We start from the raw sequence: 18,243 nt of genomic DNA on the forward strand, positions 1-18,243 counted from the left end.
CAATTTTACGCCGCCCCAGTGATGCATTATTACTCCGGCCAGTGGTGTACTTTTGCTCCGGCGTTGACAACTGTCCAAGGGCCGCGGCTCATGGACCACGGGGGCTTTTTTGGACGCCCGGGTCATGCGCACTTGGGGACTTCATTGGGATTTGTTGGAAAGGGACCCGGATCCCCGCATATTTAGCCAAGCATCTATGCTGCTTTGACGCAGCGGCACGAATGTGGCGTTTGCGAGAGTGGAAATCTATCGGCGCTACCCAGCGGAAATCCACATCACAAGCGCCCTGAAATCAGTCACGGTGGTTGCCATATGGTTGCCAGAAAAAAATGGCCTATTAGGGTATTTTTATAAATAGTTGATTATAAATGATAAAATGGTGGGCGCAACAGGACTCGAACCTGTGACCCGCTGATTAAGAGTCAGCTGCTCTACCAACTGAGCTATGCGCCCGCCGACGCTGGATATCGCAAAGCACTAGGCCTTTGTCAACCAGCCAGCGGCCTTGGCAGTTCGGCGTTTGAAGGGGTTCCAATAACAAAGTCGTAAATCAAGGCTAGGCGCGGATGTGATGCAGCCGTCGGCCAATCTGTACGTCGCGATGTATGTAGACATTGAGCACCAAGCCAAAACCGAACAGCAGCGTCAACATGGCGCTGCCGCCGTACGAAATGAGCGGCAACGGCACACCGACAATCGGCACCAATCCCATCACCATTGCCATATTGATGAAAATGTAGAGGAAGAAAGTTGCGATGACGCCCATTCCTAACATGCGGCCGAACTGACTGTTGCAGCGCAGCGAAACTACGGTGCCGTAAGCTATCAAGGCGAAGTACAGCAGAAGGAGAGCGATGCCGCCGACCAGGCCGAACTCCTCGGCCAGCATGGTGAAGACGAAATCGGTTTGCTTCTCAGGTAGAAAATTAAGATGGCTCTGAGTGCCGCCCAAAAAGCCCTTACCGAATATACCGCCTGAACCGAAGGCGATTTTTGATTGCATGATATGATAGCCGGCGCCAAGCGGGTCGCTCTCGGGGTTAATGAAAGTGAGAATTCGGGTTTTTTGATAGTCGCGTAAGAACTGCCAGGCCACAGGGATAGCGCCAATAAGCCCAACAAAAGCGACGCCCAGTTTCCACAATTTAAGACCAGCAAGAAACAGCATCATGGCGCCGCTGGTGACGAGCAACGCTGCCGTGCCTAAGTCAGGCTGGCGTAGAACGAGTGCCGCCGGCGCAAGGATCAAGATGAGCGGTGGTATGAGGGCCGTATTACGCTTCATATCTTCGATCGCTACCGTGTGAAAATAGCGCGCCAACGCCATGACCAGCGCGATTTTCATTATTTCTGAAGGCTGAAGCTGGAGCGGGCCGATATCCACCCAGCGCTGGGCGCCCATCGCCGAGTCGCCTATCAACTCCACACCGACGAGAAGTGCAAAGGCGCCAGCATAGATAAAATAGGCCGATTTAAGCCAGAACCGGATATCCACCAGCGCCGTGCCGAACATGATGACCAGGCCAAAGCCGAAGCGGATAATCTGGCGTGCCGCCCAGGGCTCCATATCCCCGCCAGCGGCCGAATAAAGCATGGCGAAGCCGACCAGAGCGGGTAGACAAATGAGAAGGACGAGAATCAGATTTATCTGCAGCACGCGGTCCAGCAGGCTCATGCCCGTGCGGCCACCGTCGAATGATTCGTGAACGGCCATGATCAGACCGCTGCAGTCATATCGAGGACGATATTTTCTTCAGGTCCGCGGCGCGCCGGGTCGCGGCGCTGTACCTCGCGCAGGATATCGCGAGCGATCGGTGCTGCCGTTTTCGCACCGCCGCCACCATGCTCGACCACCACGGAGACCGCATAGCGCGGCGAATTAACCGGTGCATAGCCAATAAAAAGCGCGTGGTCGCGGTCTTTCCAGACACGGTCCTCGTTTTTACTCACGCCACGCTCGCGTTCCGCCTTGGTGATGCGTTTTATCTGTACGCTACCGGTCTTTCCGGCCATGGCCATGCCCGGCTCCTCGATTCGTGCGCGATAGGCCGTGCCGCGCGGGCTGTTGGTGACGTCGAACATGCCCTTTTGCACGATCGCGAGATGCGCCGCCGAGAGCCCCAGTGAAGGAAATGGCTCGCGCGTGTCCGGTAGTCGGCGGCCGACGCGTTGCGTCTCGCGCACCAGTTTTGGTAGGACCGCGATTCCTCCATTGGCGATTCGGGCCGTCATAACGGCAAGCTGGAGCGGGGTAGTCAGCACAAATCCCTGGCCAATACCGATAACCAGAGTCTCTCCTTTTTGCCACGGAACGCCATGAACAGCCAGTTTCCAATCTTTTGTCGGGATCAATCCCTTCTGTTCTGAGGGCAGTTCGATTCCGAGTCTCTCACCCAATCCGAAGCGTCGCGCCATGACTGCGATAGTGTCCACGCCCACCCGCTTTGCCACTTCATAGAAATAGGCGTCACAGGACTGGGCTATGCCGGAGTTCATGTCCATCATGCCGTGTCCGCCGCGCTTCCAGCAATAAAATCGACGGTTTCCGAGTTCCGTATATCCTGAGCATAAGAATTTCTGATTTGGATTAATGATGTCGCCATCCAACGCCGCGAGCGCGACGATCGGCTTGAATGTCGAGCCCGGTGAATATTGTCCTGAAATCGCTTTGTTGATGAGCGGAAATCGTGGATTGGCCATCAACGCATTCCAATCGGTTTGGCTGATGCCTGTCGTGAAGCTGTTGGGGTTGAAACTCGGTGCCGAGACCAGCGCCAGGACTTCGCCCGAATGCACATCGACAACGACCGCTGCCGCGCTTTCATGACTGATTCGAGCGTTTGTGTATTCCTGCAGGCCCATGTCTATGGTGAGGATATGGTCATCACCAGGTTGGCCCTCATCACGCCGCAATTCACGAATGATGCGGCCAAAGGCGTTGACCTCGACTTGGCGTGAACCCGCCTTGCCGCGCAAAGCAGTTTCAAAAATTTTCTCGGCGCCATTTTTGCCAATACGGAATCCCGGCAAGGCCAGAACCGGATCACCCGCCAGTTCCTTTTCAGAAACGGCGCCGACATAGCCGATGATATGCGCCGTCTCCTCACCCGCCACATAGTGCCTGGTTTGGCCAACATCGATCATCGTGCCTGGCAGGTCCGGCGCATTCACTTCGATGCGCGAAACTTCCTCCCAAGTCAGGTTCTCGCGCACCGTGATGGGGACGAAATTGCGTTTGCGCTGCGCTTCGCGCAATATTCGCTCCCGTTCATGAGTTTCGATCCGAATCAGCAAGCCAAGCTCGGCAAGCGAGCGCTCCAGATCGCCGGCCTGCTCAGGCACAATAACCAGGCGATAATTCAGTTGGTTGACCGCAAGGGGCCGGCCGAAGCGATCAAAGATGCGTCCGCGTGGCGGCGGTAAGAGTTGCATGTTGATGCGATTCTCGTCCGCCAATATCTTATAGCGATCCGATTCCAGCACCTGCAATTGGTACATGCGGCCAGCCAGCCCCGCGAGCAACAATGTTTGAGCACTGCCCAAAATTATGGCACGGCGCGTGAAGTGCTTGGTCCGGCCGGTTTCGCCCTGCACCTCAATTGCCTCGAATCATGTGTCGGTGAAGCGCGCTGAACAGCAACCCGAACAAGGGGTATAGCAGCACAGTAAGAATCGCCTGAACGATAAATTGCGTCGGTGGGAGAAGGGTATTGAAATAAAGCGAGGCGATGACCCAACTGACCAGAGCCATCCCGGGCATCACCAATGAAAATCCCCACCAAACGACTAAAAATGGTTTGCCGTGAAAAAAGGTACGTTGCGAACTCAAAACGCCCTGTACCAGCAAATATGTGAGTGCCGTGAGTCCGAGCGGTGTTCCGGTTAACAAATCATGCAACAGGCCCAAGCAAAAGGTAGCGGCATAGGGCAACTTGTCAGGTCGGTAGATGCTCCAATAGTAAATGGCCATCGCCGCGAACGCCGGGGTGATCGGCGCAAAGGTCGGGATGTGCCACGGCACGGCGGAGGCGAGAACCAGGAGCAACGTAATGGTAAACGGAGTAAGGCCACGCAGTTGTAACTCGGAGCGCTCCATCCACGTCGCGACCCTCATCTGAGAGCCCCGATCCGCCCGGCGCGCTTCGTCTCAGGTAGGAACCCCGGCAAGGTGTAGTCCAACACGGTGACATGCTCAAGCCGGTCCCAATTGACATATGGCTGTACCAGCGCTCGCTCCTCGCTCACCAGTGAAACGACGCCCACGGGCAGGCCGGGTGGAAAGATTCCGCCTTGGCCCGACGTCACGATGCGGTCACCAACATTAACTCGGGCGTCGACAGCGAGGAATTCCAGACGCGGGTGGTGTGTATTGTCGCCCGCCAGGACCGCTTTTTCCCGACTTGATTCCATAACCACAGGAATGCGGGAATTCAAATCTGTCAGAAGCAGAATGCGCGCGCTGTGTCGGCCTGCCGACACAACACGGCCGGTGAGGCCTTCGCTATTGATGACGGCTTGGCCCTTTCGCACTCGATCGTTCTTGCCTGCATTAATCAAGACGGTGCGGACAAAGGGCCCGCCAGAATCCGAAATAACGCGGGCTGTAACAAAGCTAGCTTCCGGGTCTGGCACCACGTGAAGCAAGCGCCGAAGCTCTTCATTCTCATGGGAGAATTTCTCGGCAACCGACTGCCATTTCAGCAGGGCGGAGTTTTGTTCCTCCAACACCGCATTTTTATCATGCACCTCCAGCAAGGCATCAATTTCCTCGATGAAGGAAGCGACGGAAGCGGCTGGGTGTGAAAAAAATTCGAGTATGGGCGCGGCACCGTCGCTGACCGCGCCGCGCATATTGTCGACCAGCTGTGGTTCTGCCCGACTGAGGATCATGACAGTGAGAGCGGCGCCCACGAGAAGCGCAAAGGAAAAACGCTGAACCACCGATTTCAGCGGCAGGGCCAATAATAGGGCGCGTCCGCGGTAGGCCCGCACTTAGTTCCTCCAACGACTCTGCGCCAAATGTCGGCGCCGAAGTTCCAACTCGATCTTTAGTAAGCCTCATGCAAGACGTGCTTGAGCGTTTTCATTTCTTCCAGGCATCGCCCAGTCCCCATGGCAACGCAGGAAAGTGGCTCATCTGCGATGGATACTGGCAGTCCCGTGGCGTGGCGCAGAACATAATCGAGATTTCCCAGTAACGCGCCACCACCTGTTAGTACGATACCCTTGTCGACGATATCGGCCGCCAATTCAGGCGCCGTATTCTCGAGCGCCACCTTGACCGCGTCGATAATCGCGCCCACCGGTTCGGCCAGGCTCTCAGCGATTTGCCGCTGTGTAACGACGATTTCCTTGGGTACCCCGTTCATCAGATCACGGCCTCTGATGTCCAGTGATTGGCCGTTGCCGTCGTCGGGCGGACAGGCGGTACCTATTTTCTGTTTTATGCGCTCGGCGCTCGATTCGCCGAGCAGCAGATTATGATTGCGCCGCACATAGGCAATAATGCTTTCGTCCATCTTGTCGCCGCCCACCCGCACCGAGCGCGAATAAACGATGCCGCCAAGGGATAGCACGGCCACTTCTGTGGTTCCGCCACCGATATCGACAACCATCGAACCTGTGGGCTCTGTCACTGGCAACCCCGCGCCGATTGCTGCTGCCATCGGTTCTTCGATGAGGAACACGCGGCGCGCGCCTGCGCTCTCGGCTGATTCCTGAATGGCGCGGCGCTCCACCGCCGTTGAGCCTGAGGGCACGCAGACGATGACTTGTGGGCTGGCGAAGCTGCGCCGATTGTGCACTTTGCGAATGAAATGTTTGATCATTTCCTCGGCAATTTCAAAATCTGCGATCACGCCGTCGCGGAGCGGGCGGATGGCTTCGATGTTTCCGGGTGTGCGGCCAAGCATCAGCTTGGCCTCTTCGCCGACCGCCAGAACTTGCTTTTTGCCCTTCCAACTAGCGATCGCGACCACGGAGGGTTCGTTCAAGACGATTCCCTGTCCTTTCACATAGACAAGCGTATTCGCGGTGCCAAGGTCGATTGCCATATCGGCAGAAAGAAAACCTGTAAGTTTCGAAAACATCAGCGCTTCCCGCCAGTTGTTTGAGACATGATATTCCCACCGCGCCTGTGAAAAAGCGCGGTGTGAGGTTGCGATGCCAATCCGCTATTGCGCACGATCAGGCCGTGAGCGCGGCCGGCGCAGTTTTTTGCCGCTTGACCAAGAGCTTGTTCAAGGCGTGCACATAGGCGCGGGCCGACGCCACGAGAGTGTCGATATGTGCGCCTTGGCCGTTGACCATCCGTCCATTCTCTTTCAAGCGTACGGTCACATCGGCTTGTGCGTCGGTGCCTTCGGTCACCGCGTGGACCTGATAGAGCTGCAACTCCGCTTCATGCGGAAAGATGTCCTTGATCGCATTGAACGTGGCGTCTACCGGACCGGTCCCGTGCGCAGTGGAAATTTTTTCTACGCCATCGACCGACAATTTGAGCGTTGCCTGCTGCGGCCCATCCGAGCCGCAATTGATCGCCAGTGAAACAAAGCCGATCCGTTCGCTCCCACGGCCGATTTCATCATCGACCAGGGCAAGAATGTCCTCGTCAAAAATTTCCTTTTTTTGATCGGCGAGATCCTTGAATCGCGTAAACGCCTCTTGGAGGGCGTTGTCACCGAATTCGTCGTATCCCAATTCGCGTAGTTTTTCACGGAAGGCGTGGCGCCCCGAATGTTTGCCCATCACCAGTGTTGATTTCTTCAGCCCCACCGACCCCGGAGTCATGATCTCGTAGGTTTGAGCGTCTTTGAGCACGCCGTCCTGGTGAATACCCGCTTCATGGGCGAAAGCATTGGCGCCGACGATAGCTTTGTTGGGTTGCACCACGAAGCCGGTGATCTGTGATACCAGACGCGACGCGCGCATAATTTTTTCAGTGCGGATGCCGCAGTCTAACTTGAGCAAATCGTGGCGCGTGCGCATGGCCATGACGATTTCTTCCATCGCCGCATTGCCGGCACGCTCGCCTAAGCCGTTGATGGTGCACTCTACCTGCCGCGCACCAGCCCGTAAGGCGGCCAGCGAATTGGCCACCGCCAAACCGAGATCATTGTGGCAATGCACCGAAACTACGGCCTTGTCGATGTTGGGCACGCGGTCCATCAGCATGCGGATGAGCGCGGCATATTCGTCGGGGACCGCATAACCGACGGTATCAGGGATATTGACGGTGGTGGCGCCGGCTTTGATGGCGGATTCGACGCAGCGGCAGAGGAAATCATGATCGCTACGGGTGCCGTCTTCGCACGACCATTCCACATCGTCGGTATAGTTCCGCGCTAGGCTTACGCTGTCGACAACCGCGCGGTGCACATCGTCCGGCTCCATCTGCAATTTTACCCGCATATGCAGCGGGCTGGTGGCGATGAAGGTATGGATACGCTTTTGTTTTGCAGGTTCTAGTGCCGCCGCAGCGCGCTCGACATCCTTGCGTCCGGCACGCGCTAAACCACAAACAATGCTTTCGGTGACAATCTTCGCCACTTCGTTGACCGCCTCGAAATCGCCATTGGAGGCGATGGGAAAACCCGCCTCGATGATATGGACGCCCATATCTTCAAGCACTTCGGCAATACGTAATTTTTCTTCGAGATTCATGGATGCGCCAGGCGATTGTTCGCCGTCGCGCATAGTTGTATCGAATATTCGGACCAGATTCCTATTCTCGGTCATGACCTTGACCCCTATTTTTGGTTTGCGACAGGTTAAAACAAACGCTCCCCAAACGGCTGCTGATCTCTCAGCGTCACCGCCTGGGGAAAGTAAGTCGCAGACCAATCGAGCCGCCGGCGCCAAGATTCACGCGCAATCGCACGCCACCAGTGTCGCTCGGCGGAAAACCGGACTTTATCGCTTGATTGCGGGCGTATTTCTTCATCGTCAGGGTCGCTTTGACTACTCCATGCGGCTTTCGCCGCCAAGCGAACAAATCAAAAACAGGTGAGAAATTTGCGCGCAGAATCCACGCATAAATACTCTACACCATGTTCAATCAGCCGAATTTTCAAAAATTACGCCTTTTAGGTGGTCAGAAGCAATGATTTTCTAACCGCCACAAGCGCTTATTTGGGCCAATCAATCTATCGCGGCATCAATTTTTAGACTTATCCACAAGCCGCGCTTCGCCTATCCAAGGCATCATTTCGCGCAATTTTTCACCGATTTCCTCAATTGGGTGCTCGGCTTCGCGCCGCCGCATTGCTTTGAAGCTCGGTTGACCGGCGTTATTTTCTTGCATCCATTCGGTGGCGAAGCGGCCCGACTGGATATCGTCCAAAATAGTTTTCATGCGCGCCCGCGTCGATGCATCGATCACCTTGGGACCACGAGAGTAATCGCCATATTCGGCCGTATTGGAAATCGAATAGCGCATGTTGGCGATGCCGCCTTCATAAATCAGGTCGACGATCAACTTCACTTCGTGCACGCATTCGAAATAGGCCATTTCGGGTGCATAGCCGGCCTCCACGAGAGTCTCGAAAGCATTCTTGATCAGCGAAGTTAGGCCACCGCATAGCACGACCTGTTCGCCAAACAGATCAGTTTCCGTTTCTTCACGGAATGTCGTTTCGATCACTCCAGAACGTCCTCCGCCGATCGCTGCAGCGTAGGAGAGACCTATTTCCGTCGCATTCCCGGAGGGATTTTGGGCGACCGCCAACAAGCATGGGACGCCGCGCCCAAGTTCGTATTCGGAGCGCACCGTGTGCCCCGGCCCCTTCGGGGCGACCATAAATACATCCAGATCTGGCCGGGGTTCGATCAGGCGATAATGAATATTAAGGCCATGCGCAAACGCCAGAGCCACGCCCTCGCGCAAATTATCCCGCAAGGTATCTCGCCACATCTCGCCCTGTAATTCGTCCGGCGTCAGCATCATGACTACGTCGCCCCATCTTGCCGCCTCGTCGAGCGGCATGACTCGAAGACCGGCTGATTCCGCCTTGCCGATACTGGAAGAATCGGGCCGGAGCGCTACAGCTACCTCTTTGGTGCCGCTGTCCTTGAGATTGTTGGCATGGGCAAAACCCTGGCTGCCATAGCCGACGATGACGACTTTTTTGCCTTTGATGAGGTTCACATCGGCATCACGATCGTAATAAACACGCATTTTTTCAGTCCTTCTGATGAGTAAGATGGCCGCTGGATCAGATCGAGTTTTTTCCGCGCAACAAGGCGACGACGCCGGTGCGCGAAACTTCGGTCAGTCCCAACGATTCCATGAGTCGGATAAAGGCATTAACCTTCGCCGGTTTGCCGGTCATCTCGAAAACGAATGAATCGTTCTCGCTGTCCACCACATGCGCGCGGAATATATCCGCAATGCGCAGCGATTCCACGCGCGCCTCGCCCGTAGACACCACCTTGATCAACGCGAGTTCGCGCTCGACATGAGGGCCCTCCTCGGTGAGGTCACTGACTCTATGCACTGGTACGAGGCGATCCAGCTGCGCTTTAATCTGCTCTATGATCATGGGCGGACCCGAAGTGACCAGGTTTATGCGCGACAGCCCGGCGGCTGATTCCACTTCGGCGACGGTCAAGCTCTCGATATTGTAGCCGCGTCCGGAAAACAGGCCGATGACACGCGCCAGCACGCCCGGCTCGTTGTCGACCAGCACTGAGATCGTGTGCGTTTCTATCGGCTCAGCCAAGGCACATTCCATTTATCAAGCGACGCCATTCGGGCAAATGCCGCAGGCGCAAATTTGATCACACCAGCACCATGCCGTCTTCGGCATTTTCTTCAAGTTCGCCGTGATCCGGGCCAAGCTTCATTTCGTAATGCGCCGCGCCGCCCGGAATCATTGGATAAACATTTTCAGTCTTTTCGACCTGAATATCAGCGATGAACGGGCCCGGCGTCTCGATCATGGTGCGGATCGCGTCGTCCACTTCTTCAGGTTTGCTGATCTGGAGGCCGTTGGCACCGAAGGATTCGGCCAATTTTACAAAATCGGGCAAGGATTCCATGTAGCTTTCGGCGTAGCGACCGCCATGGAACAACTCCTGCCACTGGCGCACCATACCCATATAATGGTTGTTCAAGATGAATGTCTTCACCGGCAGGCGGTGTTGCATCATGGTCGACAATTCTTGAATGTTCATCATCAAGGAAGCTTCGCCCGCAACGTCGATCACCAGCGCATCCGGATGGGCCACTTGCACGCCGATTGCGGCGGGAAAGCCATAGCCCATCGTGCCGAGACCGCCTGACGTCATCCAGCGATTGGGCTCCTCGAATTTGAGGTATTGCGCTGCCCACATCTGATGTTGTCCAACTTCCGTCGTGAAATAGACATCATGATCTTTGGTCAGTTCATAGAGCCGCTGCAAGGCGTATTGCGGTTTGATGATGTCGCCCTTCTGGCTGAAGCGCAGGCAATCGCGGGCACGCCATTCCTCGATTTGGCGCCACCAAGGCGCGAGCGCGTCCGATTTGCCGCCGCTTGGCTTTTTCCATTTCGCGACCATCGCAGCCAGCACCTTGCCGACATCACCAACAATGCTGATGTCCACCGGAACATTCTTGTTGATCGAAGATGGGTCGATATCGACTTGAATTTTTTTCGAGCCTTTGGAAAAGTCGCTGAGGCGTCCGGTAACCCGATCGTCGAAGCGCGCGCCAAGCGCAATCATGACGTCGCATTCCGCCATCGCCATATTGGCTTCATATGTTCCATGCATGCCGAGCATACCGAGAAATTGCGGGTCGGACGCCGGGTAGGCGCCCAGTCCCATGAGCGTGCTGGTGATCGGATAGCCAGTCTCGCGCACGAGGCGGGTCAGCGCTTTGGAAGCAGACGGCCCCGAATTAATGATACCGCCGCCAGTATAAAATATCGGCCGCTCGGCCTTGGCGATGAGATCAATTGCGGCTTCCACGGCCGCATCGTCAGGCTCCGTCCGGGGGCGATAGGAGCGGTGCGCTGTCATGTTCGAATGCGCCCCTTCACAATATTCTCCGTCCGCCATGACCACGTCCTTGGGCAGGTCAATTACCACTGGGCCGGGCCGCCCGGCGCTAGCGACATAAAACGCCTCGTGAATGAGGCGCGGTAAGTCCGCCACCGATTTCACCAGGTAATTATGCTTGGTGCAGGGCCGCGTGATGCCCACTGTGTCTGCTTCTTGAAAGGCATCGTTGCCGATCATATGGGTCGGCACCTGCCCGGTCAGGCAGACCAGCGGAATACTATCCATCAGTGCGTCGGCAAGGCCTGTGACGCTGTTCGTGGCGCCCGGCCCAGAAGTGACTAGCGCGACACCGACGCGCCCGGTTGAGCGCGCATAGCCTTCGGCTGCGTGCAGGGCGCCTTGCTCGTGCCGCACCAAAATATGACGAATATTGTTTTGCTTGTACAATGCATCATAGATCGGAAGCACCGCACCGCCCGGATAGCCGAATATCACCTCGACACCCAATTCGGTAAGACAACGAACGATCATTTCAGATCCGTTCATTCGCTGCCCGTTTGTACCCTTATCCGTATCCACGATTCAATCCCCACAAGCGCATGATGCCCGCATCGGCGCGCCCTCTTAAGGCAGCCGGCGAGCTGATTCCCGGGTCGTCTCACCGGGGCTGAGCAAACTAGAACCTCGTCCGTCACCGGTCAATAGCGTGCGCGGTTGTCCGCCATTTCGCGATGGGTTTGGTTTGTTCATGGGTCGTGTTTGACGCTCTCCGGACCGAACGCCGGCACGCAGACGGCGACATAATCAGCGCCACTTTCATACGGACTGCTATAGCGCACCCATTCGCCTTTGTTTGCGATCACGGCTTGGCCTGCAGCCACGTCGATGTTTCCTTCTTTAGTGGAAACTCTGAGGATACCGGCGAGGACCAATGTATATTCGTCGAATTCCGGCGTTTGGCCCGGCTCCTCCCAACCTGTGGGACTGTTCATGCGAGCCACGCTGGCTTCTCGAGTTCGAGAATTTACGCGCCCGACATAATCTTTGATGACTTTGGGCTTGTTGCCTTCGGATTCGATAATCGACGGTGCCGAAATCAGTGTGACCATGAGCGAAATCCTTTCTCATTTTGACCGCCGGCCGGACGTTGTCTGGCTCAGCAGCGCTGCGGCAATCTCTATGATATTTTCGTCCTGCGCGCCGGCATAACGTACGGAAACGCGTTTCGCTCCCGCCATTTGGTGGCGGAACCAAGTCTCCTGCCGCTTGGCATAGTGTCGCGTCGCCCGGCACAAATTTTCGACCGCCTCATCCCGCGTCGCGTCGCCGCTAAGAAAAGCAGCGAATTCCCGCACGCCGAGCGCCTTCATGATCGGAAGCTCCGAGTCGAGCTCTAGGCTGAGAAGCGCCGCCGTCTCCTCGATGCCGCCTGCCTCCGCCATGAATTCAGACCTGATATCGCAGGCCGCGTAAAGCAATTCCCGCGGTGGCTCAAGCACCAAGGCAGCGAATTTCCCCGCATAGCCGACCTCACCAGCTTGTTCATTTTGCCATTCTCCAAGGCTCTTTCCTGTTGCCTCAAATACTTCATATGCGCGCAACACCCGCTGAGTGTTGGCGGGATGAATTCGCGCCGCGCCGTCAGGGTCACGGACTGCCAATAGGCGGTGAAATTCAGCTGCGCCAACTTCCGAGTGAAGCTTCGCTGCGGCGTCGCGAAGGCCTTTTGGGACAGGAGGCACGGGCGCCAAACCCTTGAGCAAAGAACGAAAGTATAGCCCCGTGCCGCCGACCAAAATAGGCAGGAGCTGTTTCGTCTGCGCGTCGGCAATCTCGGCCAACGCCATATCGCACCAGCGTCCTGCCGAGCAACGTTCGCGTGCAGGCAATGTGCCATAAAGTCGGTGCGGCGCACGCTCCTCGTCGGCAAGGGTCGGACGCGCGCTCAAGATACGCAGTTCTTGATAGACCTGCATGCTATCGGCATTGATCACAACGCCGCGCAATCGCAATGCTAGATCAAGTGCGAGCGCCGATTTGCCGCTAGCCGTGGGCCCACCGACAATCAGAATGGGGTCGCCTTCAAAATTCACTCCACGCGCACCCAAGTTTCAGCTCCGAGTCGGGTTATTGCCGATCGCGCGTCAGCGGACGATTCGGCGGGCCGCCTGCGGCGGAGGTATCGAATCAATCGATCAGATAGGCAACAAGGCCATCGGCAAGTTTGGGTTCGAACCAAGTTGATTTTGGCGGCATAATTTGTCCGCCGTCGGCGACCGCCATCAATTCGTCCATGGCTGTGGGGTAAAGTGTGAAGCCGGTTGCCGCTTCTCCGCTTTGCACTTTTGCCTCAATGCGCTCTGGCGCGTCGGCGCCGCCGACGAAATCGAGGCGCGGGTCGGTCCGCGGGTCGCCAATTTCCAACAAGGGCTGCAGAATATTGTTGGTAAGCAAAGAAACATCGAGGCGTTCGAGGACAGGAGCCTGTTTGGAAGGCAAGAGGCGCGGTTCAAGCAGTTTCCATCCCGAGTTCAGGCATATGCCAATTTGCGCTGGACGATTTGGGCGAACGGGCGCGGCGGCACTATGGACAGTGTATTTCGAGTTTAGGCACTCCAACAACGCGGCCTCGTCTATTGTTCCGAGACACCGCACAATTCTGTTGTAGGCCAGAATCAAAAGCTGATCGCTTGGAAACAATACAGCAAGAAAGCGCTCCCGCGCCGGGCTGGTGTCGTGGTGACCAGGATGTGCGGCGCGGCGGGTGGCGGCAACCCGAGCGGCGGCTGCGGAGCGGTGGTGTCCGTCCGCGATATAGAGTGCCTCCACCGCGTCGACCGCGCTTTGAATCCTCTTTAGCGTTTCATCCCCGTCTATTTGCCACAAAATATGGCGCACACCGTCCTCTGCTGTAACATCGATCTCTGGCGGATCGTCCCGTTGCGTAATGGCCTCTAGCGCCATGGCGAGCATGGCGTTAGGCCGATGGGCGAGCAGCACCGGGCCGGTCTGGGCGTTTAGTGCTTCCATATGTTTAACCCGGTCATCCTCCTTGTCGGGCCGGGTCAACTCATGACGCTTGATCACTCCAGCCTCGTACGCCGCGATCGAAGCGCCGCCGACAAGGCCGGTCTGGGTGTGGCCGGATATATGCATGCGATAGACAAAATATGTGGGGTGGGAAGCGCGAACCATGGCGCCGCTGTCGATCAGGGCGTCAAGATTTTGCGCGGCACGGCGATATATTTCTGGGCTATGTGAATCCGTGCCGAAAGGGAAGTCGATCTCAGCCCGAGATACATGGAGAAAATTTGCCGGTTTTCCGGCCGCCAGTTTTAGCGCTTCTTCGGTGGTTATCACGTCGTACGGCGGCGCAATGATTTCTGCGGCCCGTTTGCCCGTTGCACGCAGCGCATCAAACGGTGCAATCAGGCCGTCGGGAAAAATATTCGCGCGCGTGCCCAGATTCAGCCTCGATTGATCTCGACGGTTATAAATTCGCTCTTATCGCCGCGTTGACGAAACAGCACGATGCTCGCGGAATCGGACTGACGCTGCATATCTAAAAGCAGGCGAAAGTCGGACAGGTCTGTAATCCTGTCCGAACCAAATCCAACAATCAAATCGCCGGGCACAAGATCGGCGTGCTCACCGATATCCTCGCTCACACCTGTGACGACAACTCCCGTTGACTCGTCGGCGAGCGAATATTTCTCCCGAAGTTCTGCGGTAATATGGGCAAGCGTAAGACCAACCGAAGCAAATTCCATTTCCAATGGCGCGCCGGCCCGCGCCGCGGTGGCATTGGCCAGTTCATATTCTTCAAGGCGGCCGATGGTAACGTCGAGCGGCACATGCTCGCCTTCGCGCCACACGATCACCGGAACCGAACTGCCCACCAATGTGTCGGCGACAATGCGTGGCAGGGCACGGCGGCTCGATACATCTTGCCCGTCAAAGCGCAAGATGATGTCGCCTTGCAGAATACCACCAGCCGCGGCCGGACTATGCTCAATAACCGCCGCGACGAGCGCACCCGTAGTGGCCGCCAATTGCTGGCTTTCAGCGATTTCGGGCGAGACAGATTGGATGCGCACGCCGAGCCACCCGCGCCTGGTCTGGCCGAACTCGCGTAGCTGAGCGATGACCGGGCCGACGATGGCCGACGGAGTTGCGAACCCGATTCCCACACTGCCGCCTGACGGTGAATAAATAAGAGTGTTCACACCGATCACCTTGCCGTTCATATCGAACATCGGCCCGCCGGAATTCCCCCGATTGATGGGCGCGTCGGTTTGCAGAAAATCATCGTAGGGGCCGGCATTGATATCGCGACCACGCGCCGAAAGAATGCCCGCCGTAACCGTGTTGCCAAGCCCAAACGGATTGCCGATCGCAATAACCCAGTCACCCACTCTTGCGCCATCGGAATTGCCAAATTGGACAAACGGCAAAATTTTTCCGCTTTCGACTTTGAGCAGAGCCAAATCCGTTTTTGGGTCGCGCCCGATTACTTTTGCATTGAGGCGAGAGTTGTCGTTCAGAACGACGGTGATTTCATCGGCATCTGCGATTACGTGATTGTTGGTAACCACCAGTCCGCTTGGGTCAATGATAAAACCGGAGCCCAGTGAAGTAATTGGTTGCGTCGGGGCTCCTCCCCGGCGATTAAAAAATTCGTAAAATTCTTCAGGCGGCGTGCCGGGTGGCAACTCTCCGAACGGTGATTCCTTCGATTTGGATTCCGCGCTAAATGATGTGGCGATGTTCACCACGGCGGGAGTGAGCTTCTCGACCAAGTCGGCGAAACTGTCGGGCGCTGAGCGCGCGGCGCCAGGGCCCGGCAAAGTAAGCAACACCGTCCAGACAATCAAACCGGCGATCAGCAAGCGATAAGCAGCGCTCATACTATATGTCCTTGGCGGGCTGAATAACCGACGGGGGCTGTATATCCAGGTCGAGCCCATCGGTCATCCTCCGGCACTGGCGGCAAGTGGAGTTTAAATTGGGCGCGGCAACATATTCCTAGGATAGGGCAGCTAGTCGGCGCTGGAAAGAACCACGCGGTATCAAATTGCAGTTAACTTCAGCGTACCAGCCATACAATTGCGAAACCAACCAGCGCCATGGTCAGGCCAACGGAACGCAGGCGGTTTGAAGGTAGCGTGAGAGCTACCATCATCATGCGTTTCATCCCATTGGGAAAAAGCGAATAAACTACGCCCTCGATGACGAATACCAGGCCGATTGCGGTAAGCAGAGCAAGCGAGAATTCTGACAATTCCGACCTCTAGGGAACGTGGAAGCGCGCCCCGGCAACGACGAATAAGATGATAAGCGGATGTTGGGCGAGCAGTGCCTATTTGAGCTCCGCGCCCGCCTCTCGATCGTAAATATTGCCAAAGAAGCGGAAAAATTCGCTGTCTGGCGAAAGAACCAGAGTGGTGTCATCGGCGCCCAGTGCCCGCTCATAAGCTTGCATCGACCGGTAAAAAGAGAAAAAATCCTCGTCCTGGTCGAAAGCATCGGCAAAGATCTTTACAGCCAAGGCATCGCCCTGGCCACGGACAATTTCCGACTCTCGTTTGGCGTTAGCCAACAAGATGGTTCTTTCCTTATCAGCGCGGGACTTAATGCGCTGAGATTCTTCATCACCCTGAGCGCGAAATTCCTTGGCTTCGCGATCTCGTTCAGTTTGCATGCGTCGATAAACCGCTTGGCTGTTCTCGACCGGCAAATCGGCACGGCGGATACGCACATCGATAACATCGACACCGAAACTCGTCGATTGGCGGTTCACCTGCTCAAGAATTTGGAGCATCAAATTGCCCCGCTCGCCGGACAATACGGTTATCAGCTCAACCGTGCCCAGCACCTGGCGGGTAGCGGCGTTGAGAACCGCACCAAGGCGGCTGCGGGCGATTGCCTCCGACCCGACCGTTTGGAAAAACAGCAGTGGGTCGGTGATGCGATAGCGCAAATATGAATCGACGACGAGGCGTTTCTGATCCCCGAGAATGACCTCTTCCGACTGAGCGTCGAAATCCAGAATGCGCTTGTCAAAATATTCCACATTTTGAACGAAAGGTGTCTTCCAGCGCAGACCTGGCTCGTCTTCGCCATAGGCGTTGACGACTTGTCTCGGTTCGCCGAACTGAAGCAAAATAGCTTGCTGATATTCGGTTACTTTATACGTCGAACTCAACACTAAGATGACGGCGACCACGATGGCGACGCCGAGTAGGAGTAGTTTGGCCCGTCCACTCATTGTCCGGTACCCCCTTGGCGGCGTTTGTTCAGCTCAGGTAGTGGCAAATACGGCACGACGCCTTGCCCGCCACTGGCCGAAGAATCAATCAAAACCTTGTTCATGCCGGCCAATATCTTTTCCATCGTTTCCAAATAGATGCGCTGGCGCGTGACGCTCTTAGCTTGCCGGTATTCGTTATAAACCAGGGTGAAGCGTTGCGCCTCGCCATTGGCGCGGGCAACGACTTCCTGCTCATAAGCTTCCGCTTCTTGTAAAATCCGCTCCGCCTCGCCGCGCGCCCGGGGAATGATGTCATTGCGATAGGCCTCGGCCTCATTCTTGGCTCTTTCCTCATCGGCACGAGCAGCCTGCACGTCGCGGAAAGCGCCGATCACATCTTCCGGCGGGTCAATCTTCTGTGGCTCGACTTGGGTGATCAGAATCCCTGAATCATATGAATCCAAGATTTCCTGCACCAATTCTTGCGTTCCCGAAGCAAGGATAGACCGGCCTTCCGACAGGGCGCTGTTGAGGTCGGTATTGCCAATTACCTCGCGCATCGCGGCTTCGGAAGCATCCCTCACGGTGCGATCTTGAGCGCGAATGTTGAATAGATATTTACCAGCGTCGCTGATAACCCAAAAGACGGTGAACTTAACATCGATGATGTTTTCGTCGCCCGTCAGCATCAAGCTTTCCCCGGGCATAGATTGCTGCGTGTTCCCATCGCGCGAAACCGGCAGCGTGCGATAGCCAATCTCGACGCGATTGACCTTAGTCACCTTGGGCAAAATTACGGTCTCGATCGGGCCGGGGAGGTGATAGTTTAGTCCGGGTTGTGTGGTTTTCGTCCATTCGCCGAAACGCAGCACCACGCCCTGCTCATCAGGCTCGACGCGATAGAAACCAGTGAGCAGCCAGATACCGATGGCGACAAGAATAATGATAATGACTCCGCGCGGCCCCCGAATAGAGGGCATCCAGCGCCGCGCCTTGTCTTGACCGCGTCG

The 18,243-nt window shown here is 56.3% G+C and carries 16 protein-coding genes and 1 tRNA gene; all 17 read right to left on the minus strand.

Features of this window, described 5'->3' with window-relative positions; genetic code table 11:
* Positions 1-377: 377 nt before the first annotated feature.
* A tRNA-Lys gene (locus tag O3A94_15775) sits at positions 378-453 on the minus strand.
* Positions 454-556: 103 nt separating this feature from the next.
* Positions 557-1,714 (minus strand): rod shape-determining protein RodA, encoded by a 1,158-nt coding sequence (gene rodA, locus O3A94_15780; protein ID MDA1357713.1) that lies wholly within the window; start codon positions 1,712-1,714, stop codon positions 557-559.
* 2 nt (positions 1,715-1,716) lie between these two features.
* The gene (mrdA, locus tag O3A94_15785; GenBank protein MDA1357714.1) at positions 1,717-3,594 is read right to left on the minus strand and encodes a penicillin-binding protein 2; all 1,878 of its coding nucleotides are present in this window, start codon (positions 3,592-3,594) and stop codon (positions 1,717-1,719) included.
* 1 nt (position 3,595) lies between these two features.
* Entirely contained in the window at positions 3,596-4,114 is a 519-nt protein-coding gene (mreD, locus tag O3A94_15790) for a rod shape-determining protein MreD (GenBank protein MDA1357715.1), read from the minus strand.
* Positions 4,111-4,992, minus strand: coding sequence for a rod shape-determining protein MreC (gene mreC, locus O3A94_15795; protein MDA1357716.1), 882 nt, complete (start codon positions 4,990-4,992; stop codon positions 4,111-4,113). The genes mreD and mreC overlap by 4 nt, the downstream gene beginning before the upstream one ends.
* A gap of 56 nt (positions 4,993-5,048) precedes the next feature.
* Positions 5,049-6,089 (minus strand): rod shape-determining protein, encoded by a 1,041-nt coding sequence (locus O3A94_15800; GenBank protein MDA1357717.1) that lies wholly within the window; start codon positions 6,087-6,089, stop codon positions 5,049-5,051.
* 97 nt (positions 6,090-6,186) lie between these two features.
* Positions 6,187-7,737: a 2-isopropylmalate synthase gene (locus O3A94_15805; GenBank protein ID MDA1357718.1), complete on the minus strand. Its 1,551-nt coding sequence runs from the start codon at positions 7,735-7,737 to the stop codon at positions 6,187-6,189.
* Between the two features lie 418 nt (positions 7,738-8,155).
* Positions 8,156-9,175, minus strand: a complete 1,020-nt coding sequence (gene ilvC, locus O3A94_15810; GenBank protein MDA1357719.1) for a ketol-acid reductoisomerase — start codon at positions 9,173-9,175, stop codon at positions 8,156-8,158.
* Between the two features lie 37 nt (positions 9,176-9,212).
* Positions 9,213-9,719: an acetolactate synthase small subunit gene (gene ilvN, locus O3A94_15815; protein MDA1357720.1), complete on the minus strand. Its 507-nt coding sequence runs from the start codon at positions 9,717-9,719 to the stop codon at positions 9,213-9,215.
* A gap of 58 nt (positions 9,720-9,777) precedes the next feature.
* Complete coding sequence (locus tag O3A94_15820; protein MDA1357721.1) at positions 9,778-11,562, minus strand: acetolactate synthase 3 large subunit; 1,785 nt, start codon at positions 11,560-11,562, stop codon at positions 9,778-9,780.
* Between the two features lie 167 nt (positions 11,563-11,729).
* Positions 11,730-12,092, minus strand: coding sequence for a cupin (locus tag O3A94_15825; protein ID MDA1357722.1), 363 nt, complete (start codon positions 12,090-12,092; stop codon positions 11,730-11,732).
* Between the two features lie 15 nt (positions 12,093-12,107).
* Positions 12,108-13,076 (minus strand): tRNA (adenosine(37)-N6)-dimethylallyltransferase MiaA, encoded by a 969-nt coding sequence (miaA, locus tag O3A94_15830; protein MDA1357723.1) that lies wholly within the window; start codon positions 13,074-13,076, stop codon positions 12,108-12,110.
* Positions 13,077-13,170: 94 nt separating this feature from the next.
* Complete coding sequence (locus O3A94_15835; protein ID MDA1357724.1) at positions 13,171-14,415, minus strand: DUF1015 family protein; 1,245 nt, start codon at positions 14,413-14,415, stop codon at positions 13,171-13,173.
* 35 nt (positions 14,416-14,450) lie between these two features.
* Positions 14,451-15,890, minus strand: a complete 1,440-nt coding sequence (locus tag O3A94_15840; GenBank protein MDA1357725.1) for a Do family serine endopeptidase — start codon at positions 15,888-15,890, stop codon at positions 14,451-14,453.
* 179 nt (positions 15,891-16,069) lie between these two features.
* Positions 16,070-16,264 carry a DUF2065 domain-containing protein gene (locus tag O3A94_15845; GenBank protein MDA1357726.1) on the minus strand — a complete coding sequence of 65 codons (195 nt, stop codon included), beginning with the start codon at positions 16,262-16,264 and terminating at the stop codon, positions 16,070-16,072.
* 78 nt (positions 16,265-16,342) lie between these two features.
* Positions 16,343-17,251 carry a protease modulator HflC gene (gene hflC / locus O3A94_15850; protein ID MDA1357727.1) on the minus strand — a complete coding sequence of 303 codons (909 nt, stop codon included), beginning with the start codon at positions 17,249-17,251 and terminating at the stop codon, positions 16,343-16,345.
* The coding region (gene hflK / locus O3A94_15855; GenBank protein ID MDA1357728.1) for an FtsH protease activity modulator HflK at positions 17,248-18,243 on the minus strand (996 nt) is incomplete at its 5' end. The genes hflC and hflK, both read right to left, overlap by 4 nt.

The organism is Pseudomonadota bacterium (genome assembly GCA_027624955.1).
In the GTDB taxonomy this organism is placed as follows: Bacteria; Pseudomonadota; Alphaproteobacteria; order UBA828; family UBA828; genus PTKB01.

Bases quoted from the DNA above. Each gene is read 5' to 3' on its own strand.
- O3A94_15805 (MDA1357718.1), bottom strand. From the start codon at position 7,737: ATGACCGAGAATAGGAATCTGGTCCGAATATTCGATACAACTATGCGC.
- hflC (MDA1357727.1), bottom strand. From the start codon at position 17,251: ATGAGTGGACGGGCCAAACTACTCCTACTCGGCGTCGCCATCGTGGTC.
- mreD (MDA1357715.1), bottom strand. From the start codon at position 4,114: ATGAGGGTCGCGACGTGGATGGAGCGCTCCGAGTTACAACTGCGTGGC.
- O3A94_15825 (MDA1357722.1), bottom strand. From the start codon at position 12,092: ATGGTCACACTGATTTCGGCACCGTCGATTATCGAATCCGAAGGCAAC.
- O3A94_15800 (MDA1357717.1), bottom strand. From the start codon at position 6,089: ATGTTTTCGAAACTTACAGGTTTTCTTTCTGCCGATATGGCAATCGAC.
- rodA (MDA1357713.1), bottom strand. From the start codon at position 1,714: ATGGCCGTTCACGAATCATTCGACGGTGGCCGCACGGGCATGAGCCTG.
- O3A94_15840 (MDA1357725.1), bottom strand. From the start codon at position 15,890: ATGAGCGCTGCTTATCGCTTGCTGATCGCCGGTTTGATTGTCTGGACG.
- ilvC (MDA1357719.1), bottom strand. From the start codon at position 9,175: ATGCGTGTTTATTACGATCGTGATGCCGATGTGAACCTCATCAAAGGC.